The organism is Spiribacter vilamensis (genome assembly GCF_004217415.1).
Classification (GTDB): domain Bacteria; phylum Pseudomonadota; class Gammaproteobacteria; order Nitrococcales; family Nitrococcaceae; genus Spiribacter; species Spiribacter vilamensis.
Genome location: NZ_SHLI01000001.1, coordinates 1444752 through 1470756 on the forward strand (window position 1 = coordinate 1444752; position 26005 = coordinate 1470756).

25 protein-coding genes and 1 riboswitch are annotated in these 26005 nt (G+C 66.1%); of the genes, 12 read left to right on the forward strand and 13 right to left on the reverse strand.

The annotated features are described in order from the left end of the window. Positions 1-4 precede the first annotated feature (4 nt). Genes trpD through moaB form a run of 7 tightly spaced genes read right to left on the reverse strand, consistent with a single transcriptional unit; the run spans position 5 to position 5634 of the window. Entirely contained in the window at positions 5-1033 is a 1029-nt protein-coding gene (gene trpD / locus EV698_RS07240; protein WP_130503420.1) for an anthranilate phosphoribosyltransferase, read from the reverse strand. Positions 1034-1049: 16 nt separating this feature from the next. Continuing rightward, complete coding sequence (locus tag EV698_RS07245) at positions 1050-1643, reverse strand: anthranilate synthase component II (RefSeq protein WP_130503421.1); 594 nt, start codon at positions 1641-1643, stop codon at positions 1050-1052. Positions 1644-1656: 13 nt separating this feature from the next. Beyond that, a complete protein-coding gene (gene trpE / locus EV698_RS07250; protein WP_130503422.1) occupies positions 1657-3147 on the reverse strand; it encodes an anthranilate synthase component I in 1491 nt (496 codons plus the stop codon). Beyond that, entirely contained in the window at positions 3144-3836 is a 693-nt protein-coding gene (locus EV698_RS07255) for a phosphoglycolate phosphatase (RefSeq protein ID WP_130503423.1), read from the reverse strand. Before EV698_RS07255 ends, trpE begins: the two co-directional genes overlap by 4 nt. Beyond that, the gene (gene rpe / locus EV698_RS07260) at positions 3833-4507 is read right to left on the reverse strand and encodes a ribulose-phosphate 3-epimerase (RefSeq protein WP_130503424.1); all 675 of its coding nucleotides are present in this window, start codon (positions 4505-4507) and stop codon (positions 3833-3835) included. Before rpe ends, EV698_RS07255 begins: the two co-directional genes overlap by 4 nt. A 27-nt stretch (positions 4508-4534) precedes the next feature. Beyond that, the gene (locus EV698_RS07265; RefSeq protein ID WP_130503425.1) at positions 4535-5131 is read right to left on the reverse strand and encodes a TetR/AcrR family transcriptional regulator; all 597 of its coding nucleotides are present in this window, start codon (positions 5129-5131) and stop codon (positions 4535-4537) included. Then, a complete protein-coding gene (gene moaB / locus EV698_RS07270) occupies positions 5131-5634 on the reverse strand; it encodes a molybdenum cofactor biosynthesis protein B (RefSeq protein ID WP_130504054.1) in 504 nt (167 codons plus the stop codon). The genes EV698_RS07265 and moaB overlap by 1 nt, the downstream gene beginning before the upstream one ends. A gap of 93 nt (positions 5635-5727) precedes the next feature. Between moaB and EV698_RS07275 the strand changes: the two genes are divergently transcribed. Genes EV698_RS07275 through EV698_RS07290 form a run of 4 tightly spaced genes read left to right on the forward strand, consistent with a single transcriptional unit; the run spans position 5728 to position 10332 of the window. Then, on the forward strand, positions 5728-7014 hold the full coding sequence (locus EV698_RS07275; protein WP_130503426.1) for an NAD(P)/FAD-dependent oxidoreductase: 1287 nt from the start codon (positions 5728-5730) through the stop codon (positions 7012-7014). Continuing rightward, positions 7011-7793 carry a DUF1365 domain-containing protein gene (locus EV698_RS07280; protein WP_130503427.1) on the forward strand — a complete coding sequence of 261 codons (783 nt, stop codon included), beginning with the start codon at positions 7011-7013 and terminating at the stop codon, positions 7791-7793. Before EV698_RS07275 ends, EV698_RS07280 begins: the two co-directional genes overlap by 4 nt. Beyond that, positions 7790-9004 carry an SAM-dependent methyltransferase gene (locus tag EV698_RS07285; RefSeq protein ID WP_130503428.1) on the forward strand — a complete coding sequence of 405 codons (1215 nt, stop codon included), beginning with the start codon at positions 7790-7792 and terminating at the stop codon, positions 9002-9004. Before EV698_RS07280 ends, EV698_RS07285 begins: the two co-directional genes overlap by 4 nt. 56 nt (positions 9005-9060) lie before the next feature. Next, the gene (locus EV698_RS07290) at positions 9061-10332 is read left to right on the forward strand and encodes an MFS transporter (RefSeq protein ID WP_130504055.1); all 1272 of its coding nucleotides are present in this window, start codon (positions 9061-9063) and stop codon (positions 10330-10332) included. Here the strand turns inward: EV698_RS07290 and EV698_RS07295 are convergent. Continuing rightward, the gene (locus EV698_RS07295) at positions 10329-10760 is read right to left on the reverse strand and encodes a nuclear transport factor 2 family protein (RefSeq protein WP_130503429.1); all 432 of its coding nucleotides are present in this window, start codon (positions 10758-10760) and stop codon (positions 10329-10331) included. The two genes, EV698_RS07290 and EV698_RS07295, sit on opposite strands and share 4 nt — an antisense overlap. Next, entirely contained in the window at positions 10757-11533 is a 777-nt protein-coding gene (locus EV698_RS07300; protein WP_130503430.1) for an SDR family NAD(P)-dependent oxidoreductase, read from the reverse strand. Before EV698_RS07300 ends, EV698_RS07295 begins: the two co-directional genes overlap by 4 nt. Positions 11534-11628: 95 nt before the next feature. Between EV698_RS07300 and EV698_RS07305 the strand changes: the two genes are divergently transcribed. Continuing rightward, a complete protein-coding gene (locus EV698_RS07305; protein ID WP_130503431.1) occupies positions 11629-13116 on the forward strand; it encodes a cryptochrome/photolyase family protein in 1488 nt (495 codons plus the stop codon). 1 nt (position 13117) lies between these two features. Continuing rightward, complete coding sequence (locus EV698_RS07310; protein ID WP_130503432.1) at positions 13118-14011, forward strand: phosphoribosylaminoimidazolesuccinocarboxamide synthase; 894 nt, start codon at positions 13118-13120, stop codon at positions 14009-14011. Here EV698_RS07310 and pyk read toward each other — a convergent pair. From pyk to tkt, 4 genes are read right to left on the reverse strand one after another with little or no spacing between them, the layout of a single operon-like run. Next, positions 14008-15447, reverse strand: a complete 1440-nt coding sequence (gene pyk / locus EV698_RS07315) for a pyruvate kinase (RefSeq protein ID WP_130503433.1) — start codon at positions 15445-15447, stop codon at positions 14008-14010. The genes EV698_RS07310 and pyk overlap by 4 nt on opposite strands. 17 nt (positions 15448-15464) lie before the next feature. Continuing rightward, positions 15465-16634 (reverse strand): phosphoglycerate kinase, encoded by a 1170-nt coding sequence (locus tag EV698_RS07320; protein WP_130503434.1) that lies wholly within the window; start codon positions 16632-16634, stop codon positions 15465-15467. Continuing rightward, entirely contained in the window at positions 16634-17644 is a 1011-nt protein-coding gene (gene gap, locus EV698_RS07325) for a type I glyceraldehyde-3-phosphate dehydrogenase (protein ID WP_130503435.1), read from the reverse strand. The genes EV698_RS07320 and gap overlap by 1 nt, the downstream gene beginning before the upstream one ends. A gap of 17 nt (positions 17645-17661) precedes the next feature. Next, on the reverse strand, positions 17662-19662 hold the full coding sequence (gene tkt / locus EV698_RS07330; protein ID WP_130503436.1) for a transketolase: 2001 nt from the start codon (positions 19660-19662) through the stop codon (positions 17662-17664). A 132-nt stretch (positions 19663-19794) separates the two neighbouring features. Between tkt and metK the strand changes: the two genes are divergently transcribed. The 6 genes from metK to EV698_RS07365 all read left to right on the forward strand — a co-directional run bounded on the left by metK (position 19795) and on the right by EV698_RS07365 (position 25850). Beyond that, positions 19795-20955 (forward strand): methionine adenosyltransferase, encoded by a 1161-nt coding sequence (metK, locus tag EV698_RS07335; protein WP_130503437.1) that lies wholly within the window; start codon positions 19795-19797, stop codon positions 20953-20955. A gap of 19 nt (positions 20956-20974) precedes the next feature. Further along, positions 20975-21060, forward strand: a riboswitch (S-adenosyl-L-homocysteine riboswitch). A gap of 17 nt (positions 21061-21077) precedes the next feature. Beyond that, a complete protein-coding gene (gene ahcY, locus EV698_RS07340; RefSeq protein WP_130503438.1) occupies positions 21078-22490 on the forward strand; it encodes an adenosylhomocysteinase in 1413 nt (470 codons plus the stop codon). Continuing rightward, positions 22456-23214, forward strand: coding sequence for a 16S rRNA (uracil(1498)-N(3))-methyltransferase (locus tag EV698_RS07345; RefSeq protein ID WP_130503439.1), 759 nt, complete (start codon positions 22456-22458; stop codon positions 23212-23214). Before ahcY ends, EV698_RS07345 begins: the two co-directional genes overlap by 35 nt. Before the next feature lie 64 nt (positions 23215-23278). Further along, entirely contained in the window at positions 23279-23962 is a 684-nt protein-coding gene (locus tag EV698_RS07350; RefSeq protein ID WP_130503440.1) for a YiaD family glycine zipper/OmpA-like lipoprotein, read from the forward strand. Between the two features lie 20 nt (positions 23963-23982). Further along, positions 23983-24522, forward strand: coding sequence for a hypothetical protein (locus EV698_RS07355; RefSeq protein WP_130503441.1), 540 nt, complete (start codon positions 23983-23985; stop codon positions 24520-24522). A 479-nt stretch (positions 24523-25001) separates the two neighbouring features. Beyond that, positions 25002-25850 (forward strand): sugar phosphate isomerase/epimerase family protein, encoded by an 849-nt coding sequence (locus EV698_RS07365; protein WP_130503443.1) that lies wholly within the window; start codon positions 25002-25004, stop codon positions 25848-25850. The last annotated feature ends 155 nt before the right edge of the window (positions 25851-26005 follow it).

Consider the following 26005-nt stretch of genomic DNA (forward strand, 5'->3'; position numbering starts at 1 on the left):
CCGCTCATGCCGGTGCGCCAAGGCGCTGGCTGGTGGCCACGAAACGGTCAAAGCGCGTCCGCACCGCGCCGCTCGCCAGCAAACGGCGGGCGTGGGCGACACCGTCGCCGAGGTGATCCGCCAGGCCAGCGACATGGATGGCCGCCCCGGCATTCAGCGCCAGCAGGTCGGCGGCGGGGCCGGGCAGGCCGTCGAAGATCGCCTTGATCACCTCGAGGCTGCGCTCGGCGGAGTCGACCCGCAGATCCTCGAGTGACGCCGACTCGAGGCCGAAGTCCTCCGGCCGAATCGTATACTCGCGCACCTCGCCGTCACGTAGCTCCGCCACATGGGTGGGCGCGGCGATACTGATCTCGTCGAGACCATCCTCGGAATGAACCACCATGACGCGCTCGCTGCCAAGGCTGCGCAGCACCTCTGCCAGCGGCCGCACCCACTTCGCGTCATAGACACCCAGCAACTGGTTGGGGGCGCCGGCGGGGTTGGTGAGGGGGCCCAACAGATTGAACAGTGTCCGCACGCCCATCTCCTTGCGCGGGCCGATGGCGTGACGCATCGCCTGGTGGTGCTGGGGCGCGAAGATGAACCCGACCCCGACCGTGTCGATGCACTCCGCCACCGCCGCCGGCTCCAGATCCAGGCGCGCGCCGGCGATCTGCAACAGATCGGCACTGCCCGAGGCGCTCGAGACCGAGCGATTGCCGTGCTTGGCAACACGGCCGCCGGCCTCCGCCACCACGAACGCCGTCGCGGTGGAGATGTTGAAGGTGCCGCGGGCGTCACCTCCCGTGCCGCAGGTATCGACCAGGTGCGTTCGGTCGACCTCCACGCGCATGGCCAGCTCGCGCATCACCCCGGCCGCCGCGGCGATCTCGGTCACCGTCTCGCCCTTCATGCCGAGGCCGATCAGAAACCCGCCGATCTGCGCCGGTGTCGCCTCGCCGGTCATGATCCGCTGCATCACCGCTGTCATGTCGGCATCGTCGAGATCACCGTGCGCCATCACCCGGCGAATCGCCGCCTGCATCTCCATCGTCACTCCCCCTGGGTCAGGCCGCGGCCGCCGGCCGGGTCAGAAAATTGCGTAACAGATCATGGCCGGTCCGGGTCAGGATCGACTCGGGGTGGAACTGCACACCCTCCACGTCCAGCTCTCGATGCCGAACGCCCATGATCTCCTCGCGGTCGCCGTTATCCAGCTCGCTCCAGGCGGTGACGTCGAGGCAGTCCGGCAGCGTCGCCGATTCGAGCACCAGCGAGTGGTAGCGCGTCGCCTCGAGCGGGTTGGGCAGGCCCGCGAACACCCCCTGATCGTGGTGGTGCACCTGCGAGGTCTTGCCGTGCATCACGGTCTTGGCCCGGATTACCGCCCCGCCGAAGGCCTGGCCGATCGCCTGGTGGCCCAGGCACACGCCCAGGATCGGCAGCCGCCCCGCGAAGCGCTCCACCACCGCCAGCGAGATGCCCGCCTCATCGGGGGTACAGGGACCCGGCGAGAGCACGATACGCTCGGGCCGCAGCCGCTCGATCGTCGCCAGGTCGATTGCGTCGTTGCGGTGCACCTCGACATCGGCCCCCAGCTCGCCCAGGTACTGGACGAGGTTATAGGTAAACGAGTCGTAGTTATCGATCATTAAAAGCATGGGCGCCTCCTGCTCAGCGCTGATCGAGGCCGGCTTCCGCCATGGCGACCGCCCGGAACAGTGCCCGGCCCTTGTTAACCGTCTCTTCCCACTCCGCCGCCGGATCCGAGTCGTGGACCACGCCGCCGCCGGCCTGCACATGGACCCGGCCGTCCTTGATCACGGCGGTCCGAATGGCGATGGCGGTATCCATGTTGCCCGACCAGGAAAGATACCCCACTGCCCCGCCGTAGACGCCGCGCTTGACCGGTTCGACCTCGTCGATGATCTCCATCGCCCGGATCTTGGGGGCACCGCTCAGGGTACCCGCCGGATGCGTGGCGCGCAGCAGATCCATCGGCCCCAGGCCCTCGCGCAGGCGCCCGGTGACGTTGGAGACGATATGCATGACGTGGCTGTAGCGCTCGATGGTCATGCGATCGGTGAGTCGCACGCTGCCCACCTCGCTCACCCGGCCGATGTCATTGCGCCCCAGGTCGATGAGCATCAGATGCTCGGCGCGCTCCTTGGGATCGTCCAGCAGCTCCGCCTCCAGCGCCCGGTCTTCCTCCGCCGTGGCGCCGCGACGGCGGGTCCCGGCGATGGGTCGCAGGGTCGCCTCGCCGTCCTCGAGCCGGGCGAGGATCTCCGGCGACGAGCCCACCACCTGGAAATCGCCGAAGTCGAGAAAAAACAGGTACGGCGACGGGTTGGTGCAGCGCAGGGCCCGGTACAGATCCAGCGGCCGGCCGTGGTAATCGGCGCTCATGCGCCGCGACGGCACGACCTGCATGCAGTCGCCGTCGATAATGTAATCGCGGATCCGCTCGACCATCGCCTCGTAGTCTTCGCGCTCGATGGAGGAGTCGAAATCCTCCTCGGCCACCACCCGCGGCGGCGTGCGCTGCCCGTCACTCAGGGCCTGCACGCGCAGCTGCTCGGCGAGCGTATCGAGCCGTGCCTCACCGCGGTGGAGCCCGTCGGCTTCCGCCGGGTCGATATTGACCACCAGGTAGAGCCGGCCGGCGAGGTTGTCGAAGACCAGCACCTCCTCGGACTCCATGAGCAGGATATCCGGCACGCCCAGCGTATCCGGGTTGGGGCACTCAGCCAGCCGCGGCTCGATGTAGCGAATGGTGTCGTAGCCGAAGTAGCCCACCAGCCCGCCGATAAAGCGCGGCAGTCCGGGGAGGTTTTCCGGGGGCGCGGCACGCACCGCCCGATGACGGCGCTCGACCCAGTCGAGGGGATCGTCCACGGACTCCTCGTGGCGGCAGATCCCGTCTTCCCAGGTCTCGATACGATGACCGTGAATGCGGTACTGACGCTGGCAGGGCAGCCCGATGATCGAGTAGCGCCCCCACTTCTCGCCGCCCTGGACCGACTCGAAGAGATAACTGCCGGCCCCGGCCGCCACCTTGAGGTAGGTGGACAGCGGAGTCTCCAGGTCCGCGAGCAGCTCGCGGACCAGCGGCACACGGTTATAGCCCTCGCGGGCATGCTCGGCGATGGTTTCCTCGTTCATGGCATCTTCCTGGACTCTGTCGCCAGGCCCGCGGCGAGCTGGTCGACGGTGAGGGTCATCGCGGCCGAATGGTCGGCAAAGATAGCATCGTCACCGGGATAGCCGTAAGGCACCCGCACCAGTGGCGAGCCCGCGGCCTCGGCCGCCGTGCGATCCGCCGCCGAGTCACCGACATAAACGCAGTCCCCGATCGCGACACCGAGCCGCTCCGCGGCGTGGATGAGGGGAGCCGGGTCGGGCTTTTTCACGCCCAGGGTGTCGCCGCTCACCGCCACGCCGAAGTAGCCGGCGATCCCCAGCGCCTCCATGAGCGGCGTGGTAAAGGCCGCCGGTTTGTTGGTCACGACCCCCATCGGCAGCCCCATCGCCCGAAGCTGGTCGAGCCCCTCGAGGACTCCCGGATAGAGGCGGCTGTGCTCGCACAGGCAGTCGTGGTAGTGGACGAAAAACCGCGCCACGGCGGCGTCGGTCGCCGGCGGCTCGACCGTGATGTCGCGCTCGCCCGCCAGCGCCCGGGCCACCAGCAGCCGCGCACCATTACCGATCCAGGCGCAGACCTGGTCCTCGGTTAGGGGCGGGCGATCGATATCGGCGAGACTGCGGTTGACGGCGGTGGTCAGATCCGGCGCGCTATCCACCAGCGTGCCGTCCAGATCAAAGAGGACGGCGGCGGGACGGGACAACCTCATGAACCGGCCCTTGCGGCGCGATCGCGCATATCGTTGATCACGGTGGCGTAATCGGGCTGGCCGAAGATCGCCGAACCGGCCACCACGGTATCGGCCCCGGCAGCCACTACCTCCTCGATATTATCAGGTCCGACGCCACCATCCACCTCGAGGCGAATCGGCCGCGCCGAGGCGTCGATCATCGCCCTCGCCTCGCGCAGCTTGTCGAGGGTGCCGGGCAGGAATTTCTGGCCCCCGAACCCCGGATTGACGGACATGAGCAGGATCAGATCGACCTTGTCGAGCACATGGCGCAGGCAGTCCAGCGGCGTCGCCGGGTTGAAGACCAGCCCGGTCTGGCAGCCCTGGTCGCGGATCAGCTGCAGGCTGCGGTCGACATGCTCGCTGGCCTCCGGGTGGAAGCTGATCAGGTTGGCCCCCGCCGCGGCAAAGTCGGGAATGATGCGATCCACCGGCTTGACCATCAGGTGGACGTCGATCGGTGCGGCGATGCCATAGCGGCGCAGGGCCTGGCACACCGGCGGGCCGAAGCTGAGGTTGGGGACGTAATGATTGTCCATGACGTCGAAGTGCACCCAGTCGGCACCGGCACGCAGGACATGATCGACGTCCTCGCCCAGGCGGGCGAGATCGGCGGCGAGAATCGAGGGGGCGACAATCAGATCTTTCATGGGCGCGAATCGTAGCAGAACCGGGCGTCAGACGCCCCGTGACATCACCCCCGCGAGGATCGCCCGACGCACCGCGGCGAAGTCACTGCGGCCATGAATCCGGGCCAGCTGCAGAGCGCCCTGGGCCGCCGCCATGATGGCGCAGGCCTGATCGCCGGCGTCACCGGGGAAATCGAGCCGACCTGCTGCCCGACCGGCGACCAGGGTGGCCGTCAGCCAGTCGATCAGATCATCGCACAGGGCCTCGGCCTCGGCGCAGGCCGCGGACGGCAGACTGGCGTATTCCACCGCCGCGATCCCCAGCGGGCCAACGTGTTCGCCCTCGAGATCGCGGGCCTCCAGATCGAGGAACCGCTCGATCCGCTCATCGGGCTCGAGTCGGGCGTCCGCCATCTGTGCCCGCCACCCGGCGAGCTCGTCGCGGTACTGGCGAAACAGCGCCGTTGCCAGGTCGGCCTTGGTCGGGAAGTGATAGTGGATGGCGCTGCTCTGCACCTCCAGCGCCTCGGCCAGCTGACCGAAACTGAAGCCGTGATAACCGCGCTGCTGGAGCCAGTCGGCGGCAAGCCGGAGGATGCGCCGCCGCATCTGACCCCGGGGGCGCTGCCGGTGCACCGCCGCCATCAAACGCCCAGGGCGAGCTCGGCGAGGTTGCAGGGCCGGTGAGAGGCGTCGAGCTGCTCGCGGAGGATGCCCTGCCAGCCATCCCGACAGGCACCGGGCGAGCCCGGCAGCGCGGCGATCAGGGTCTGGTTGGCGATGCCGGCCACCACCCGCGACTGCAGCGTCGATGTGCCGATACTGGCGTAGGAGATCTGCCGGAACAGTTCGCCGAAGCCGGGGATCGGGCGATCGAAGAGCACCTCGACGGCCTCGGGCGTGACATCGCGTTCGCTGAACCCGGTCCCGCCGGTACAGATCACGGCGTTCACCGCCGCATCGGCGATCCAGGCCGAGACGGCCGCGCGAATGGCATAGCGGTCGTCGATGACGATGGAGCGCGCGGCGATGCGGTGGCCATCGGCCTCGGCCCGTTCCACCAGCACCTGCCCGGAGCGGTCGTCCTCGGGCCGCCGGGTGTCGGAGATCGTCAGTATCGCCAGGTTGAGCGGGGTGAATTCATGCATGGGGGTCACGGTCTACTCCGGTGTCATGATCGCGCCATCGATGGCCTGTAAAGGTTGTAGAATGCGGCGTCCTTAACCAATGGTGAGTATTGCATGGAATCTCGGAAAATCGCGGTGGTGGGTGGCGGTGTCGCCGGTCTCGGTGCCGCCTGGCTGCTCTCGCAACGTGATGAAGTCACCCTGTTCGAGGCGGCCGACCGGCTCGGCGGACACAGCAACACGATCGCCTGTGACCTGCCCGAGGGATCAATCCCCGTCGATACCGGTTTTATCGTCTACAACGACCCCAACTACCCGCAACTCAAGGCGCTGTTCGAGCATCTCGACGTGCCCACGCAGGACTCGAACATGTCGTTCGCCTTTGCCGCGACCGATATCGATCTGGAGTATGCCGGTAGCGGCCTGGGGACATTGTTCGCGCAGCGCCGCAACCTGGTCCGCCCGCGTTTCCTCGGCATGGTGCGCGATATCCTGCGCTTTAACAAAGCGGCCAACGAGCGGCTCGAGAGCGGTGAGCAGGGTGACGACATCAGCCTGGGCGAGCTGCTCGATCAGCTGGGCATGGGCGAGGCGTTCCGACGCTATTACCTGCTGCCCATGAGCGCGGCGATCTGGTCCTGCCCGCAGGACGTCATGCTGGCGTTCCCGGCGCGATCCTTTCTGCAGTTTTTCCGCAACCACGGACTGATCCAGCTCAAGGACCGCCCCCAGTGGCGGACCGTCAATGGCGGCAGCCGGGAATACATCCAGCGCATGCGTCCCGCCATCGCCCATATCCACACCTCGACACCGGTGCGCTCGGTGCGCCGCACCGAAACGGGGGTGCGACTCGCCGGCAAGGACGGGGAGCTGGGCGAGTTCGACGAGGTGGTCATTGCCGCCCATGGCGATCAGACCCTCGCGATGCTTGACGCCCCCCACACCGAGGAGGCCAACCTGCTGGGCGCATTCGGCTACCAGACCAACGACGCCTGGCTGCATACCGACCCGCGCCTGATGCCGAAGCGGCGCGCCGTGTGGTCCTCGTGGAACCATCTGACCACCGAGAGCGTCGATGGAAAGCGACCGGTGTCGGTGACCTACTGGATGAACCGGCTGCAGACCCTTGCGACTGAGACGGATGTATTCGTGACGCTCAACCCGCTGGAAACGCCCGAGCCGGAGACGGTGATGCGCCGCATGCGCTACGACCACCCCGTGTTCGACCAGGCGGCCATTGATGCCCAGGCGGGTCTGCCGGGCATTCAGGGCAATGATCGGATCTGGTATTGCGGCAGCTATCACGGCTACGGCTTTCACGAGGATGCACTGGCAAGCGCCATCCGCGTGGCCGGGCAGCTCGGTGCCCCGGCCCCGTGGCGGGGAGCGACGATGGCATGACGGCGGACGACGCACTCACGCTCTACGGCGGGGAGCTGATCCACGAGCGCCGGATCGAGCCGAAGTATCGCTTCAGCTACCGGGTATTCAGCCTGCTGCTGGATATCGACCGACTGGACGAGGCCGCACGTCGTCACCGGCTGTTCTCGCATAACCGCTTCAACCTGATCGGATTCCGCGACCGCGATCACGGCCCCAAGGACGGCTCGCCGCTGCGCCCGTGGATCGATGCGCGGCTGGCCGAAGCGGGCATCGACCTTGATGGCGGGCGGGTGCAGATCCTCTGCTATCCGCGGGTGATGGGGTATGTATTCAATCCGCTCACGCTGTGGTTCTGCCGACACGCGGACGGATCGCTGCGTGCCGTGCTCGCCGAGGTCCGCAACACCTTCGGCGAATGGCATGGCTACCTGCTGCACGAACAGGGCGCGGCGCTTCCCGAGCGCCTGCGCGATTCGGCGAGCAAGGTCTTCCACGTCTCGCCGTTCCTGCCCCGCAACGGGCACTACCAGTTCCGCATCCAGGTTCCGGGCGAGCGCTACGGGGCCACCGTGAACTGGCACAACGTCGACAACCCCGAGACACCGGCGCTGATCGCGGTGCAGTCCGGTGAACGTCGGCGCGGCGGTGATCGGGGCTTGCTCCGCGCTGCGGTGACGGTACCATTCATGACGCTGAAAGTGATTGCTGCCATCCACTGGCAGGCCCTCAAAATCTGGCTCCGGGGTGGACGCTACCACCGCAAATCGGCGCCGCCGGATTCGGAGATTAGCCAATGACGAGTCATCAGGAGTCGGTCATCGACCTGCCCTCGCCCCTGCCCCTGGCCGGACGCATTCTGCTGGGATGGTTCAGCCGCCTGCGCCGGGGCCGGATGGAAGGACAGATGCCCGACGGCGAGGACTTCCTCATTCAGGGCGGCGAGGCCGGCCCCACCGGCATCTTGCGGCTGCATCGGCCAATGCGAATGATGATGCGGATCGCGACGCGCGGGTCGGTGGGCTTCGCCGAGAGCTACATGGCCGGCGAGTGGTCGAGCCCCGATATTGCGCATCTGCTCGAGCTGATGCAGCGCAACGAGGATGCCTTCCAGCAGCGCATGGAGCCGTCGTGGCTGCATCGCCTGCGCCTGTCGCTGCATCACCGCGGGCGCCGCAACACCCAGCAGGGCAGCCGCCGCAACATCGCGGCGCATTACGATCTGGGCAACGAGTTCTATCGCCACTGGCTCGACGAGACGATGACCTATTCGGCGGCGATCTTCGAGCGCCCCGATCAGCCCCTCGCCGAGGCCCAGCGCAACAAGTACGACCAGCTGCTCGATACCCTCGGTGCCCAACCCGGCGAGCATATCCTAGAGATCGGCTGCGGCTGGGGTGGCTTTGCAATGGCCGCGGCGCGTCGCGGCATCAAGGTCACCGGTCTGACCCTGTCCACCGAACAGCTCGCGTGGGCGCGTCGCCAGATCGCCGAGGCGGGATTCGCCGACCAGGTGGATCTGCGGCTCGAGGACTACCGCGATACCCGTGGCCGGTACGATCACGCCGTTTCCATCGAGATGCTCGAGGCGGTGGGCGAAGACTACTGGCCCGCCTACTTCCGGATGCTCCATGACCGGGTACGCCCCGGCGGGCGGATCGGGCTGCATGGCATCACCATCGAAGAGGACCGGTTCGAGGATTACCGCCGCCGACCCGATTTCATTCAGCGCTACATCTTCCCCGGTGGCATGCTGCCAACCCCGGAGCGGCTGGAGCAGGAGAGCACCGGCGGCGGCCTCGAAGTGCTCGAGTCCACCGGCCTCGGTCAGCACTATGCGACCACGCTGCTGCAATGGGATGCCCGCTTCGTCCAGGCACTGTCACGGATTCGGGAGCTCGGCTTTGATGATTACTTCATCAACATGTGGCGCTATTACCTCGCCTACTGCTACGCCGGGTTCCGCACCGAGAGCATCGACGTGAAACGCGTGTTGCTGCGCCGGCCGTGAGCCTTACCCGCGGTCAGATCCTGTTCTACGGCCTGCCGGCGGTGCCGCTGGCCGTCATGGGCGTACCCATGTACGTCTTCCTGCCGGGTTTCTATGGCGAGACACTCGGTCTCGCCGCGGTGGGCACGGCATTGCTCGTCGCGCGGCTCTGGGATGTGGTCACCGATCCGCTCATCGGCAGCCTCGGTGATCGCCTGCAGACACGCTGGGGGCGCCGCCGCCCGCTCATCGCCGCGGGCATGCCGATACTGCTGGTCAGTGCCTGGGCGCTGTTCCGCCCCCCCGAGGCGGTCGGGCTGGGGTACCTGCTGGGCTGGGGCCTCGCCGCCTACCTGGGCTGGACGCTGATGTCGCTGCCCTATACCGCCTGGGGTGCCGAGCTCTCCGAGGACTATGACCAGCGCGCCAGCCTGACCGCGAGCCGCGAGGGGCTCATGCTCGCCGGCACCCTCCTCGCCATCGCCTGGCCCACCCTCGCCGGCGCGGGTCGGGCCGATGCCGAGACGCTGTCGGGTCTCGCCTGGCTGCTGGTGCTGGTGCTGCCGCCGGTGGTGGCACTGACGCTATGGCGGGTCCCGGAGTACCGGCTCACCTCGCATAGCGTCGGCTGGCGCGAGGGCTGGCAACTGCTTCGACACAACCACCCCTTTCTGCGCCTGCTCGCGGCCTATGTCATGAACGGCCTCGCGAACGGCCTGCCGGCGTCGCTGTTCACGCTGTTCGTTATCCATGTCCTGCGCGCCGAGAGCTGGACCGGCCCCCTGCTGCTGATCTATTTCGTGGTGGGAATCGCCGCGCTGCCGGGCTGGCTGTGGCTGTCACGGAAAATCGGCAAGCACCGGGCCTGGGCGCTGTCGATGCTGTGGACTTCGCTGATCTTCGCGGCGGTACCGTTCCTCGGCCCCGGGGACACCACCGCGTTTCTGATCATCTGCCTGCTCTCCGGGGTGGGCGTGGCGGTGGATATGGCCCTGCCGGCGGCGATCCAGGCCGACCTGGTGGACCTCGACACCGCCGCCGGCGGCGGCCGGCGCACTGGACTCTACTTCGGCATCTGGAACATGGCGACCAAGCTCGCCCTCGCCCTGGCCGTCGGCATCGCCTTTCCGCTGCTGGAGTGGTTCGGATTCGATGCCACGCAGGTCGAGGACCGCGACGGCACCTTTGCCCTGGCACTGTTCTACGGCGCCGTCCCGATCGGCTTCAAGCTGGCCGCCACCGCGCTGATGTGGAATTTCCCGCACGACCGGCGGGCGCAGGTTGCGACCCGGGCCCGGGTCCGTGATGCGGAGGCCGGGCACCCCGCCACGCCGAACCCGGCGGACTAGTCGGTCGCCACCGCGAGCCTCGAGCGCAGCCAGCGCATCAGCCCGCCGATAACCGGGAACTGCTCGTAGAGCTCGCCGGCGGCATCCCAGTAGTCGACATGCTCGCGGACACGCCCATCATCGGCGAGCACGATCCGGGAGACGCCGTCGACCGGGCGCCGCGCGGCCTTGTCCCGCTTGAGCCGGAAGTGGAAGCGCCAGCGCAGATAGCCGATATCGTCCTCGCCCACCGACTCAAGCACCTCGAAGCGCGCCTCGGCGCAGTTGGCGTACATATGCTCGAACACCGCCCGGATCGCGGCGATGCCCTCGACATCATTGAACGGGTCGCGGAAACGGGCGTTGTCCACGAACACATCGTCCAGCCGATCCAGGTCCGCCGGCTGCATACCGGCAAAGAATTCGCCATAGCGCTCGAGCGCCGTCACGACTGGACCATGCGCCGGGTCAGCGCGAAATAGAGCTTGTAGGGCAACAGTCGCAGGAACTTGAGCGTGTAGGCGAAGCGCTTGGGAAACACGATCTCGAAGCCCTCGTCGTCGATTTCGTCGTGGATGTAGTCCGCCGCGCGCTCCGGCGAGATGAGCTGCGGCATGTGGAAGCGGTTCTTTTCGGTGAGCCGGGTCTTCACGAAACCGGGGTTGATCACGCGCAGTGATACGCCCGTTCCCTGCAGCGCCGGTCGCAGGGACTCGGCCATGTTCAGCACCGCCGCCTTGCTGGCGCCATAGGGCGCCGCCTGCGGCAGGCCGCGATAGGCCGAGAGACTGGCGGTCACCAGGATCTGGCCCCGTGCGCGCGGGCGCATCAGTGACAGGGCCGCGCCGACGCCGTTGACCGTGCCCAGGTAGTTGACCTCCGCCAGGCGCCGGAACACCGCGGGGTCGAAGTCGTCGAGGGGCATGGGGTCGTAGTCACCGGCATTGAGAATTACCGTGTCGAGCTCGCCGATCTCGGCTTCCACCGCAGTGAACACCCGTTCACAGGCCTCAGGGTCGGTGACGTCCAGCGGGTAGGGGTGGATCCGGTCGGCGATGTCCGGGTGGGCCTCGCCGATGGCGCGCAGCGCCTCCTCGCGACGAGCGCTGACGACCACCTGCCAGTGGTCGCGTGCCAGCTTGATGGCGAGCGCCTCGCCAATCCCGGCGCTGGCCCCGGTGATGAGGACGACGCGTCCGCCCTGTGTCGTTGTTGCCGTCATGATTCCCTGTGCCCCTGAACTGTGGATCGGTATGATTATGAAGTCAGACAGCCCTGGCTGGCCAATGGCTCCGCGCAACACAAGGACCTCTCACCATGCACCCTGCCCTCTACTGGATCCGTCGCGACCTGCGTCTTGCCGACAACCCGGCACTGCATGCCGCGGCACGGTCCGGACGGGCCGTGATCCCGGTGTATATCCACGCCCCGGCGGAGGCCGGTGACTGGGCGCCGGGCAATGCCAGCAACTGGTGGCTGCACCACAGCCTGCGGGCGATGGCCGACGCCCTCGCCGCGCACGGCCTGCCGCTGATCATCCGCGAGGGCGACAGCCTGGGCGCGCTCATGGACCTGGTGGCCGAGACCGGCGCGGAGGCGGTGCACTGGAACCGCCTCTACGAGCCGGCGCGGATCGCGAGCGACACCCGGGTCAAACAGGGCCTGAAGGCCGAGGGCATTGACGCGCACAGCCACAATGCCGCGCTGCTCCACGAGCCCTGGACCATCCAGACCGGCACCGGCGGCGACTACAAGGCCTTTACGCCGTTCTGGCGGGCCTGCCGGCGACAGCCCGAACCGGCCCCGCCGCTCGGCGTCCCGGCGGATCTGGCCACCACCGATGGCGCGCACGGCCTGACCGGCAGCGTCGTCCCCTCGGCGGGCATCACCGCCCCGCTGGATGCGCTCGACCTGCTACCGCCGAGCGACTCGGCGGAGGGACTCCAAAGCACCTGGCGGCCCGGCGAGCAGGGCGCCCATGACCGGCTCGAGGGCTTCCTGGAGATGGCCCTGGCGGAGTATCGCGAGGGTCGAGAGCGGCCGGCTGTCGCCGGCACCTCGCGACTCTCGCCGCATCTCCACCATGGCGAGATCAGTCCCCGGCAGATCTGGCAGGCGGTACAGGCGCAGCTCGCGCGCCATGGCGCCGAGGGCGATCGGCTCGACAGTGCCGAGATGTTCCTCTCGGAGATCGGCTGGCGCGAGTTCGCCCAGCATGTGCTGTATCACCATCCCGAATTCCCCGATGAGCCCCTGAACCCGCGGTTCGCCGATTTCCCCTGGCAGGAGGATCCGGGCGATCAACTCCTCGGGGCCTGGCAGCGCGGCGAGACCGGCATCCCGCTGGTGGATGCGGGCATGCGCGAGCTCTACACCACGGGCTGGATGCACAACCGCATCCGCATGGTGGTGGGCTCGTTCCTGGTCAAAAACCTGCGCCTGCCCTGGCAGGCCGGCGAGGCCTGGTTCTGGGATAAGCTGGTGGATGCCGACCTGGCCAGCAACAGCCTCGGCTGGCAGTGGGTGGCGGGCAGTGGCGCCGATGCCGCGCCCTACTTCCGCGTGTTCAACCCGATCCGCCAGGGCGAGCGCTTTGATGCGGAGGGCGCCTACATCGCGCACTGGCTGCCGGCGCTCGCCGGGTTACCCGCCAAACACCGCCAGGCCCCCTGGCAGGCCCCGGCCGGTGTCCTTCGTGACGCGGGTGTCACCCTGGGGGTCAACTATTCGCATCCGCTGGTCGACCTGAAGGAAAGCCGTCAGGCGGCGCTGGCGGCCTTCGAGCAGATCAAGAAAGGAGCCTGAATTGCCGCCCGAGCGCCTCTACCAAAGCGAGATCCAGAGCCTGCCGTTACTGCAGCGGGGCAAGGTCCGCGACATCTACACGGTAGATGACCGCACGCTGCTGGTCGTGACCACCGATCGGCTCTCCGCCTTCGACGTGGTACTGCCGGATCCGATCCCCGGCAAGGGGGCGGTACTCAACCGGCTGTCGGGCTTCTGGTTCGAGCAGCTCGCCGGCCGCCTCCCGGATCAGCGCCTCGGCCTGCCGCTCGAGGCCGTCCTCAGTGATCCTGCCGAGCGTGAGCAGATTGCCGGTCGGGCCACGCTGGTCAAGCGGGTCGATCCGCTGCCCTTCGAGGCCATTGCCCGCGGCTATCTCATCGGCTCGGGCTGGAAGGACTACCAGGCGACGGGGCATCTCTGCGGCATCCGCCTCGAGCGTGGCCTGCGCCAGGCCGATCCGCTCCCGCAGCCGCTGTTTACGCCGTCGACGAAGGCCGAGGCGGGCGATCACGACGAGAATGTCGGCTTCGAGGCGGTTGTGGAGGGCCTCGGCCGCGACATGGCCGAGCGGCTGCGCCGCATCACCCTGGGGCTCTACAGCGAGGCGGCGGCGTATGCCCGCAGGCGCGGCATTATTATCGCCGATACCAAGTTCGAGTTCGGCCTCGACAGCGCTGGCGACCTGGTCTGGATCGACGAGGCGCTGACGCCCGACTCCAGCCGGTTCTGGCCGGCCAGTGAGTACCGGCCGGACAGCTCCCCGCCCAGCTTCGACAAGCAATACATCCGCGATTACCTGGAGACGCTGGACTGGGACAAGACGCCGCCGGCCCCCGATCTGCCGGCGGCCGTGATCGATCAGACGGCGGCGAAATACCGCGAGGCGGAGAGGCGGCTTACCGGCGCGAGCTAGACGATCTCGCTGACCTTCACCACCTTCATGGCGTTGGTCCCGCCCTGCTCACCGGCGAGGTCGCCCTTGGTGATCACCACCAGGTCATCATCACCGACGGCACCCATCCCCTTGAGCTCGGCCACCGCCTCGCGGTTGACCGCATCGTGCTCGCGCTGGGTCGGATCAAACCGGATCGGGTTGACGCCCCGGTAGAGGGTGACCTTGCGACGCGTCCGCGGCTGCTCGGAGAGGGCATAGATGGGGATATCCGTCCCGATCCGCGACATCCACATCGCGGTGGCACCGGACTCGGTCAGGGCGGCGATCGCCCTGGCACCGAGGCTGTTCGCCGTGGTGATCGCGGTCTTGGCGATGGCCTCGTCGATACGGTCGAAATGCACGCCGGATGGCAGCCCGACGGTAGGACGCGTCTCGTCGGCATAGGTCTCGGCCCCCACGCAGACCCGCGACATGGCGCCCACCGTTTCCGCCGGATAGTGCCCCATCGCGGTCTCTTCGGAGAGCATGACCGCATCGGTGCCGTCGAGGACGGCGTTGGCCACGTCGAGCACCTCGGCCCGGGTCGGCATGGGGCTCTCGACCATTGACTGCATCATCTGTGTCGCGGTGATCACCACGCAGTCCCGCTCGCGGGCCATGCGCATGATGCGCTTCTGCACACCGGGGAGCTGAGCATCGCCGATCTCCACCGCCAGGTCGCCGCGGGCGATCATCACCGCATCGGCGGCCTCCATGATCTCGTCGAGGGCCTCCACCGCCTCGTGGCGTTCGATCTTGGCGACAATGCCGCCATGACCGCCGGCCTCGCGCAGCAGTGAGCGTGCCTCGTCGATATCCGCACCGTCGCGGGGGAAGGACACGGCCATGTAGTCGGCCTCGAGCTCGGCGGCGAGCTTGATATCCACCCGGTCCTTGTCGGTGAGGGCGCGCACCGACAGGCCGCCCCCGAGCCGGTTGATGCCCTTGCGGTCACCGAGCGTACCGCCGACCAGCACGGTGGTGTGGATGCGGGTGCCCTCGATGCGCTCGACCTGCAGGCGGATCAGCCCGTCGGCCAGCAACAGGATATCGCCGGCCACCACGTCCTCGGGCAGGCCGGCGTAGGCCACGCCCACCCCCTCGGTATTGCCGGCATCGCCGTCGAGTTCCGGATCGAGGAAAAAGGCGGCGCCATCCTCCAGCTCCACCGACCCGCCGACGAAGTGCTCGACGCGGATCTTCGGGCCCTGCAGGTCGCAGAGCATGCCGACCACCCGGCCGGCGGCCCGCGCGGTACGACGCAGGGTCTGCTCGCGGGCACGATGCTCGTCATGATCACCATGCGATAGGTTCATTCGCACCATGTCGACACCGGCGTCGACGATCCCCCGCAGCGACTCCTCGTCCGTCGTTGCCGGGCCGAGGGTTGCCACTATTTTTGTCTGACGGCTCATTGGCCCTGTCCCCTTTTTTATCGATCCAGTATCGCCACTGCGGGCAGCTCGCGGCCCTCGAGGAATTCGAGGAACGCCCCACCGCCGGTGGAGATGTATGAAATGCGATCCTCGACGCCGTACTTCGCCACCGCGGCCAGCGTATCGCCACCCCCCGCGATGGAAAACGCCGCGGAATCCGCAATGGCGTTGGCCAGTGCCTGCGTGCCTGCAGCAAAGGCCTCGATCTCGAACACGCCCACCGGGCCGTTCCAGACCACCGTTCCGGCCTGGCGCAGGCGCTCGGCATAGGCGGCCGCGGTCTTCGGGCCGACATCGAGAATCATCTCGTTGTCACCCACGGCATCGACGTCGCGCACCCGCGCCTCGGCGGACTCGCTCGGCTCGTCGGCAACGATCACGTCCTCGGGGACGGGGATCTCGCCCCCCGCGGCCCGGGCCTTGTCCATCAGCGACCGGGCGGTATCGATGAAATCCGCCTCGACCAGCGACTTGCCCACTCCGTAGCCGGCCGCGGCGATGAAGGTATTGGCGATGCCACCACCGACGATCAGCTGATCCACGCGATCGGTCAGCTGCTCGAGGACGGTCACCTTGCTCGAGACCTTGGAGCCACCGATGATCGCGACCAGCGGCCGGGCGGGGGATTCCAGGGCCTTGCCGAGCGCCTCGAGCTCGGCGGCGAGCAGCGGCCCGGCCACGGCATCGGGCGCAAAGCGTGCCACCCCGTGGGTCGAGGCCTGGGCGCGATGGGCGGTGCCGAAGGCGTCCATGACGAACAGATCGCAGAGTTTCGCCATGCGCCGCGAGAGATCCTCGTCGTTATCCGTTTCGCCGTCGTTGAAGCGCACGTTCTCGCAGAGGACCAGTTCACCGGCCGCCGGGACGGTCTCGCCGTCCAGCCAGTCGCGCACCACCGGCACCTCGCGGCCCAGCAGCTCGCCGAGCCGCCGGCCCACCGGCGCCATCGACGCCTCGGGGTCGAAACCACCCGCCTTCGGCCGGCCCAGATGGCTCATCACCATCACCCGGGCGCCGGCGTCGAGCAGGCGCTGAAGCGTTGGCACCGCGGCCCGCAGCCGCGATTCGTCCACGATCTCGCCCGCCTTCAGCGGCACGTTCAGATCCTCGCGCACCAGCACCCGCTGATCGGCGAGGCTGACGTCGTCCAGTGTCCGAACCGTCATTACTTGGCCTTCATCATGGCGATAGCGGTATCGAGCATCCGGTTGGAGAAGCCCCACTCGTTGTCATACCAGGCGCAGACCTTCACCAGTCGGCCGCCGACCTTGGTCATGGTCGCGTCGAAGCTCGAGGAATGGGCATCGTGATTGAAGTCCACCGACACGTAGGGACCGTCGCTGTAGGCGAGCACACCCTTGAGCTCGCCCTCGCTGGCCTCCTTGACCACGCGGTTGATCTCTTCCACCGAGGTATCCCGCGATGCGATGAACGACAGATCCACGATGGAGACGTTGATGGTCGGCACGCGCATGGCATAGCCATCGAGGCGGCCATCCAGCTCCGGCAGGATCAGCCCGACCATGGCGGCCGCACCGGTCTTGGTCGGGATCTGCGACATGGTCGCGCTCCGGGCGCGGCGCAGATCCTTGTGGTAGACGTCGGTCAGCACTTGGTCGTTGGTGTAGGAGTGAATGGTCGTCATCAGCCCCTGCTCGATGCCGATGGCATCGTTGAGCGGCTTGGCGAGCGGCGCCAGGCAGTTGGTGGTGCAGGAGGCGTTCGAGACCACCTGGTGCTCGGCACGCAGGATGCCGTGGTTGACGCCGTAGACCACCGAGGCGTCGACATCGTTACCACCGGGCGCGGAGATCAGCACCTTGCGGGCCCCGCCCTGCAGGTGGGCCGAGGCCTTTTCCTTGCTGGCAAACAGCCCGGTGCACTCCATGACCACGTCAACGTCCAGATCGCCCCAGGGCAGCTTGGCCGGGTCACGCTCCGCCATGACCTTGATCTCGTCACCGTTGACGACCAGGTTGCCGTCACGGACCTCGACGGTGCCGGGAAAGCGGCCGTGGGCCGTGTCGACACGGGTCAGGTGGGCGTTGGTTTCGGCATCGCCCAGATCGTTGATGGCAACGACCCGGATCTCGTCACTGCGGCCATTCTCGTAGAGCCCGCGCAGAACGTTACGGCCGATTCGGCCATAACCGTTGATTCCTACCTTGATCGCCATATTATAAACTCCTGTTTTTACTGGCTTAGTTGTTGCTCGAGGGCATCAACCACCGTCTCGGCGGTTAGCCCCATGTGTTCATAGACGGTATTACCGGGTGCCGAGGCACCGAATTGCCGCAGCCCGACCAGACCCGCCTCGTTGCCCACCAGCGCCCGCCAGCTGTCGGGGACTGCCGCCTCGACCGCGGCGCGCGCACCGATTGCCGCCGGCAGCACCGCCTCCCGATAGTCGGCGGGCTCGGCGAGGAAGCGCTCGAGACACGGGACCGAGACGACCCGTATCGCATAACCCCTGGCTTCGAGGGCATCGGCGGCCTCCACCGCCATCCCCACTTCGGAGCCACTCGCCATGACGATCCCCTGCGGCGTCACCGCCGGCTCACGCAGTATATAACCACCGCGGCGGATACCTTCGATCGCGTCGTTCTGGCGCGGCTGGTGCGGCAGCTTCTGGCGCGACAGGGCCATCGCACTCGGGCCGCTGGTGCGCGTCAGCGCCATCTGCCAGGCGACGGCGGTCTCGGTGAGATCACAGGGCCGCCAGACATCGAGATTGGGGATAAGGCGCAGGCTCGGGAGCTGCTCGATCGGCTGGTGGGTAGGGCCATCCTCGCCCAGCCCGATGGAATCGTGGGTGTAGACGAGGATGCTGCGCACCCCCATCAGGGCCGCCATGCGGATCGCGTTGCGGGCGTAGTCCGAGAACACCAGGAACGTCCCGGCGTAGGGGATGATGCCGCCGTGCAGGCTCATCCCGTTCATGATGGCGGTCATGCCGAACTCGCGAACGCCGTAGGACAGGTAGTTGCCGCCGTCGGCCGCGGCGCTTATCGGCGAGCAGCCCTTCCACCAGGTGTTGTTGGAGCCGGTCAGGTCCGCCGATCCCCCGACCAGTTCGGGCAGGTGCGGACCGAAGCCGTTGAGTACGGCCTGGGAATGCTTGCGGCTTGCGTCGTTGCCGCCCTCTGCCTGGGCTTTTTCGATAAACGCCTGGGCATGTTCCTCGAAATGGGTTGGCAGCTCGCCCGCCATGCGGCGCTCGAAGTCGGCGGCCAGTTCGGGATGGGCCTCGCGGTAGGCGGCAAGGGTCTCCCGCCACCGGGCCTCGGCGGCGTTGCCGCGGGCGCGGGCGTCCCAGCGATCGTAGATGGCGTCGGGGATCTCGAACGGCGCGTGGGTCCAGCCGAGGAATTCACGGCTGGCCTGGATCTCCTCGTCGCCCAGCGGCGCGCCGTGAACACCGTGGGTCCCGCAGGCATTGGGGGCTCCGAAACCGATGGTCGTCTTCGCGCAGATCAGCGATGGCCGGTCGGTGACCGCCCGGGCTGTCTCGATGGCGGCGCGAACCGCCTCGGCGTCATGGCCGTCGACATCCTCGACGACGTGCCAGCCGTAGGCGCGGAAACGTGCGGGCGTGTCGTCGGTAAACCAGTCCCGGACCTTGCCATCAATGGAGATGCCATTGTCGTCGTAGACCGCGACCAGCTTGCCAAGGCCCAGTGTGCCGGCGAGGGAACAGGCCTCGTGGGAGATTCCCTCCATCAGGCAGCCGTCACCGAGAAAGCAGTACGTGTAATGGTCGACCAGCGGATGGCCGGGGCGATTGAACTGGCCGGCGAGGATATGTTCCGCCAGTGCCATGCCCACCGCGTTGGCCAGCCCCTGCCCCAGCGGGCCGGTGGTCGTCTCGACGCCGGGCGTGTCACCGACTTCCGGATGCCCGGGCGTGCCCGACTCGAGCTGGCGGAAGTTGCGCAGCGCGTCCATGGGCACGTCGTAACCGGTCAGGTGCAGCAGCGAGTAGATCAGCATCGACCCGTGACCGTTGGAGAGCACGAACCGGTCGCGGTCGGGCCAGTACGGGTTGGCCGGATTGTGCCGGACGAAATCATTCCAGAGGACTTCGGCGATGTCCGCCATTCCCATGGGAGCGCCCGGGTGACCGGACTGGGCGGACTGGACGGCGTCCATGGAAAGGGCGCGGATGGCATTCGCGAGGTCGCGACGAGTGGGCATGGGGCGGATTCTCCGGCGCAGAGGCTTTGGATTAAAGGCTTCAATTCTCCAGAACTTCCCGCATGCAGGCAACCAACGGTACACTTCGCGCTCGTATATAGCGTCCTCATCACAGGGAGCCAGCAACCAGGCATGGGCAGTCAGTACCTATTCACATCGGAATCGGTCTCGGAAGGCCATCCGGACAAGGTCGCCGACCAGATTTCCGACGCCATCCTCGATGCAATCCTCCGCGACGACCCCGCGGCGCGTGTCGCCTGCGAGACCATGGTCAAGACGGGCATGGTCATCGTCGCCGGCGAGATCACCACCTCGGCCTGGATCGACCTGGAAGACTTGGTGCGTCGCCGCATCGTGGACATCGGTTATGACAGTGCCGAGGTGGGCTTCGATGGCGCGACCTGCGCGGTATTGAACGCGATCGGCAAGCAGAGCCCGGATATCAACCAGGGCGTGGATCGCGAGTCGCCCGAGGAGCAGGGGGCCGGCGACCAGGGCATGATGTTCGGTTATGCCTGCCGCGAGACCGACGTTCTGATGCCCGCACCGATTACCTACGCCCACCGGCTCGTCAAGCGGCATAGCACGGTGCGGCGCAGCGGTGTACTGCCCTGGCTGCGGCCCGATGCCAAGTCACAGGTCAGCTTTGTCTACGAGGACGGCAAGCCGGTGGCGGTGGATACGGTCGTGCTGTCGAGCCAGCATGACGATAGCGTCTCGCAGGCGGACCTGCAGGAGGCGATCCTCGAGGAGGTCATCCGCCCGGTCATCCCGGCCGACTGGATCAGCGACCGGACCCGGTTTTTCATCAACCCCACCGGTCAGTTCGTGATCGGCGGGCCGGTTGGCGACTGCGGGCTCACCGGGCGCAAGATCATCGTCGATACCTACGGCGGTATGGCCCGGCACGGCGGCGGGGCCTTCTCCGGCAAGGATCCGTCCAAGGTTGACCGTTCGGCGGCATACGCCTGCCGCTACGTCGCCAAGAACATCGTCGCGGCGGGGCTGGCCGACAAGTGCGAGATCCAGGTGGCGTACGCCATCGGTGTCGCCGAGCCGATGTCGATTTCCATCGATACCTTCGGCACGGGACGCGTCTCGGAGGCACGGCTGGTGGAACTCGTGCGCGAGCATTTCGATCTACGACCGTACGGGATACTGCGGATGCTGGATCTGGTTCGACCCATCTACCTGCCGACCGCGAGTTTCGGCCATTTCGGCCGCGAGGAAGAAACATTCACCTGGGAGCGCACCGATCGGGCCGAGAGCCTGAAAGAGGCTGCCGGGCTGTAGCAACCAACCCGATCGCCCGGGTATCGAGGAGCGCTGCACTGCGCCGGACGCCGGCACAGGAGGCTCGATGCCGGGGTTTTTAATGAACAACGGCGCTCAACCACAACACATGGAGTTAACCCATGAACGCTGTCGTTGAGACGAAGCTTTCCGGATCGATGATCGCCGACGCGAGCCTGGCCCCTTTCGGCCGTCGCGAAATGGACATCGCTGAAACCGAAATGCCCGGCCTGATCGCCCTGCGCGAGAAGTATGCCGGCGAGAAGCCGCTGAAGGGTGCCCGCGTGGCGGGATCCATCCACATGACCATTCAGACGGCGGTACTGATCGAGACCCTCGAGGCGCTCGGTGCCGAGTGCCGCTGGGCGAGCTGCAACATCTACTCGACCCAGGATCATGCCGCGGCGGCCATCGCCGAGAATGGCACTCCGGTGTTCGCTTACAAGGGCGAGTCGCTGGAGGATTACTGGGAGTTCACGCATCGGATCCTGGAGTGGCCCAACGCCGAGCCGAACATGATCCTCGATGATGGTGGCGATGCCACGCTCGCCGTCACCCTGGGTGCCAAGGCCGAGCAGGACCCGTCGGTCCTCGACAACCCGGACAGTAACGAGGAGCGGGCCCTGTTCGCGGCGATCCGCCGGCGTCTGCAGGATAACCCCGGTTTCTACGCCCGCACCCAGGCGGCGATCAGGGGCGTCACCGAGGAGACGACTACCGGTGCCAAGCGCCTCTACGAGATGCAGCAGACCGGCGAGCTCCCCTTCCCCGCGATGAACGTCAACGACTCGGTCACCAAGACGAAGTTCGACAACCTCTATGGCTGCCGCGAGTCGCTGGTGGACGGCCTCAAGCGGGCCACCGACGTCATGATCGCCGGGAAAATCGCGGTGGTGGCCGGATACGGTGACGTCGGCAAGGGCTGTGCGCAGAGCCTCAAGGCCCTGGGTGCCAACGTCTGGGTCACCGAGATCGATCCCATCTGCGCCCTTCAGGCGGCCATGGAGGGCTACCGCGTGGTCACCATGGACGAGGCCGCCGACAAGGGCGACATCTTCTGCAGTGCCACCGGCAACTACAACGTCATCAACCACGACCACATGGTGGCGATGAAGAACGAAGCCATCGTCTGCAACATCGGGCATTTCGACAACGAGATCGACGTGGCCGGCCTGCGCCAGTACGAGTGGGAGAACATCAAGCCGCAGGTGGATCACATCATCTTCCCCGACGGCAAGAAGATCATCCTGCTGGCCGAGGGTCGCCTGATGAACCTGGGCTGCGCCACCGGTCATCCGAGCTTCGTGATGTCGGCGAGCTTCACCAACCAGGTGCTCGCGCAGATGGCGCTGTTCAACAATGACGGTAGCTACGAGAACAAGGTGTACGTCCTGCCGAAGGATCTGGACGAGGAAGTGGCGCGCCTGCACCTCGACAAGATCGGTGCGCAGCTGACGACGCTGCGCGAGGATCAGGCCGACTACATCGGTGTGACCGTCGATGGACCGTTCAAGCCCGAGCACTATCGCTACTGAGCCGTCGACCCGCCTGCATGTGACAGGCATCCCGCCGGTCGGGGAGGCGATGGACCTCCCCGAGACGGCGGTCCGACATATCCAGGCCCGTCGACTGCGAAGCGGTGACGGGCTTGTTCTTTTTGACGGCACGGGGGGTGAGTACATCGCCACCCTTGTCACCCTCGAGCGCCGCCGGGCCCACGCCCGTATCGACCGATTCCTCGACCGCGACGCCGAATCACCGGTTGCCGTCACCCTCCTGCAGGCCATCAGCAAGGGCGAGCGCATGGACTACGCCGTGCAGAAGGCCACCGAGCTGGGCGTTGCACGGATCATCCCGGTGATCACGGCCCGCTGCGTGGTACGGATTGACCGCGAGCGCTGGGAGAAAAAACAGCGCCACTGGCAGGCCGTGGCGGTGGCGGCCAGCGAGCAGTGCGGACGCAACCGGATACCGCCCGTCGCGACGCCCTGCTCACTCGAGCCGGCCCTGGCGCAGGTTGAGGATTCATCCGGCGTTATTTTCGATACCGATGGCGATCATGCGGCCAGCGACCTCCGGCCCGGCGACCGACTCGCGACCCTTATCGGCCCGGAGGGCGGCCTCACCCCCGACGAGATCCGGCGCGTGGCCGACCTCGGCTGGCAGCGTTTGCGCCTTGGCCCGCGGATTTTGCGCAGCGACACCGCCCCCGTGGCGGCACTGGCGGTCATCCAGACCGTGATCGGGGATATGGGATAGCCGCAGGCGGCGGTATAGACTCGGGCGATCAATCACCGACATCCAACCCGGAGCGACTCGAACAATGAACAGATTCACACGGATTACGGCCTCTGTGGCCGCGGCAGCCATGCTTGCGGGCTGCGCCACCACCGATTCGCAGAACGGCCAGAGCGAGCGCAGCAAGACCGGGACCGGCGCGGCCATTGGTGCCGCTGTCGGTGCCGCCGTTGGCGCACTGAGCGGCGATGGCAGCACCAGCCGGCGCGATCGCGCACTGCTGGGCGCCGCTGCCGGAGCAGCCGCGGGTGGCGGTATCGGCGCCTACATGGACCGCCAGGAAGAGGAGTTGCGGAAGAGCACCCAGGGCACCGGTATCGGCGTCGACCGACGCGGTGACGATATCGTGCTCGACATGCCGAGCGAGGTGACCTTCGGCTTCGATTCGAGCTCCCTGACGGCAAATGCGCGCAACGCCCTCAACGACGTGGCCTCGGTACTGCAGGAGTACGCGGCCACACGGGTCAACATCGCCGGCCATACCGACAGCACGGGCGATGCGGACTACAACCAGCGGCTCTCCGAGCGGCGTGCCTCCTCGGTGGGCAACTACCTGGCACAGACCGGTGTTTCCCGTAATCGCCTGAGCATGCGCGGCTATGGCGAGAACCAGCCGATAGCCAGCAACAACACCGAACAGGGACAGGCACGGAACCGTCGGGTGGAAATCACCCTGTCGGCGATCGAGGACCGTTTCGAGCAGCAGTAACACGGAGATGGCAGTAGACGATGAGCTCCAGGATCTCAGCGCATGGGTTCAGCCCGATCCCACGCCCCATTCACCCATCGCCGAACCGACCGGTAAGCGATTTGTTTCGTCTCGTGCCAGCAACACCGGACTGGGTGGAAGAAGATTTTGCAGCGGTCGTGGAAAGCCGCCCTGCAATACGCGGACTCTTTGGCCCGGAGGTGGACTGGCCACCGTTTGACTTGACCATTCAGGAAGATCGCGACGATCTTCGATGGCATGCGGACGAATTTGAGGAAGGCACATCTTTCGCCTTCCTGGTTATCGCCCCTCGTCAACGTCTCTGCAATGGCTGTCTCTACCTGTTCCCGACCCAAAGCCCCGACCACGACATCGAGGCCTATCTATGGATCCGATCCGACTTGGATGGCGTAATCGCCAAGCCGATGGAAGAACAGATCATTGCCTGGGTGACAGATGCATGGCCGTTCCAGCATGTGGCCTGGCCAGGTCGGGACTGTGCGATCGAGGACTGGTATCAACGCGGTTATGCTAACTACTATTCCCGACTGCGAGATTAGCGTCCGTTGCCGATGGTGCACGCAGAATTTCCAGAGAGCGGTCAAGGAACGACTCGATCCGCTCGAGTAGCTCCGGTGACAGAGATACCCGCTTCGATCGCCGATCGGCTGGATCGGTCTCCTGCACTAGAAGCCCCTCCCGAATAGCTCGATCGACGTACTTGACTGCGGTCCGACGACTAACCCTTGGCATGAAATCGTAGAGCTCGGTCTTGCGCGGTGACCGATCTCGAGACAACCACAGGCGGGTAAAGAGATCTGAATAGTGGAGGTCATAATAGGCCTCGCCGCCCACGATCTCACCCCAGGATGCGTCGATGTTCTGCAGTGTCAGCACAAACCAGCAGCGGTCCGAGTCGGAGTACGTCCTTGTCATGGAATCTCGATCGTCCTCTTCTATGTGAGTTGACCTCTCATCCCTTTACAGTGCCGCAGATGGGTGAAACTATAAATGCACTTTTGCATGTATCGGTGTCAATTTGAAACTTGAAATCTTCAGGGCACTCTGGGGAACCGACGGAAACCTGATGAAAGCGGCACAAGAGGCTCTAGATGCCGGTTTTGATGGTATTGAGTCCCCCGCGCCTGAGGATGACCATGGCTATCGTCAGATCATGGATATGCGGGAAAAAACAGGGCTTTTATGGAACGCTGAAATTTGTAGCGGTGGGGGCTATGTACCCCAACGCAACTTGAGCGTTCATGAGCACTTGATGAACCTCCGATCCGCTTTTACTTATCTGAAAGCACTGGAACCCCAACGAATCAATTGTATTGCAGGTCTGGATGCCTGGCCTTCCGACGTTGTCGTTGATTTCTACCAACGCGCACTTGACCTTGCCGATAGCAATGCGTTGAACGTCTTGTTTGAAACGCATCGAAGCCGCCCGATGTTCACACCCTGGGGTACACAGCGGTTGCTGGAAATCCTACCCGAGTTGGAGATTACCGCTGATATCAGCCATTGGTGCGTTGTCAGTGAACGACTAATGGATACAGAGCTGGACATCATCCATGACATTGCCCCACACGTGCGCCATATCCACGCCCGCGTGGGCTACGACCAAGGGCCTCAGGTGCCCCACCCGGCAGCGCCAGAGTACGCAGATGCACTGGCGAGCCATGAATGCTGCTGGACATTATTCTGGGAAGCTCAAAGAGCGAGTAGCCACGATACGATCACAATGACACCCGAGTTCGGTATTGATGGCTACCTCCACCACTTGCCATTCACAGACGTTCCGGTCGCCGATCTTTGGTCGGTAAACCAATGGATGGCAAATCGATTGCGCGCACAGTTTGGCAAGTGGCAACGAGCGAGTGACTGACCAAGCACCATCCTGTTGCACAACGCCGCCCGGTTGCCACCTGATGGTGCAGAGACGGCCTTCATAAGGATTCCCTGCTTCTCCCGTTCCCGCGCAACCCCCTGAAACCAAAGCGCAGGCTGCATTGGCATCCAAATTGCAACGCCTTATGTGTT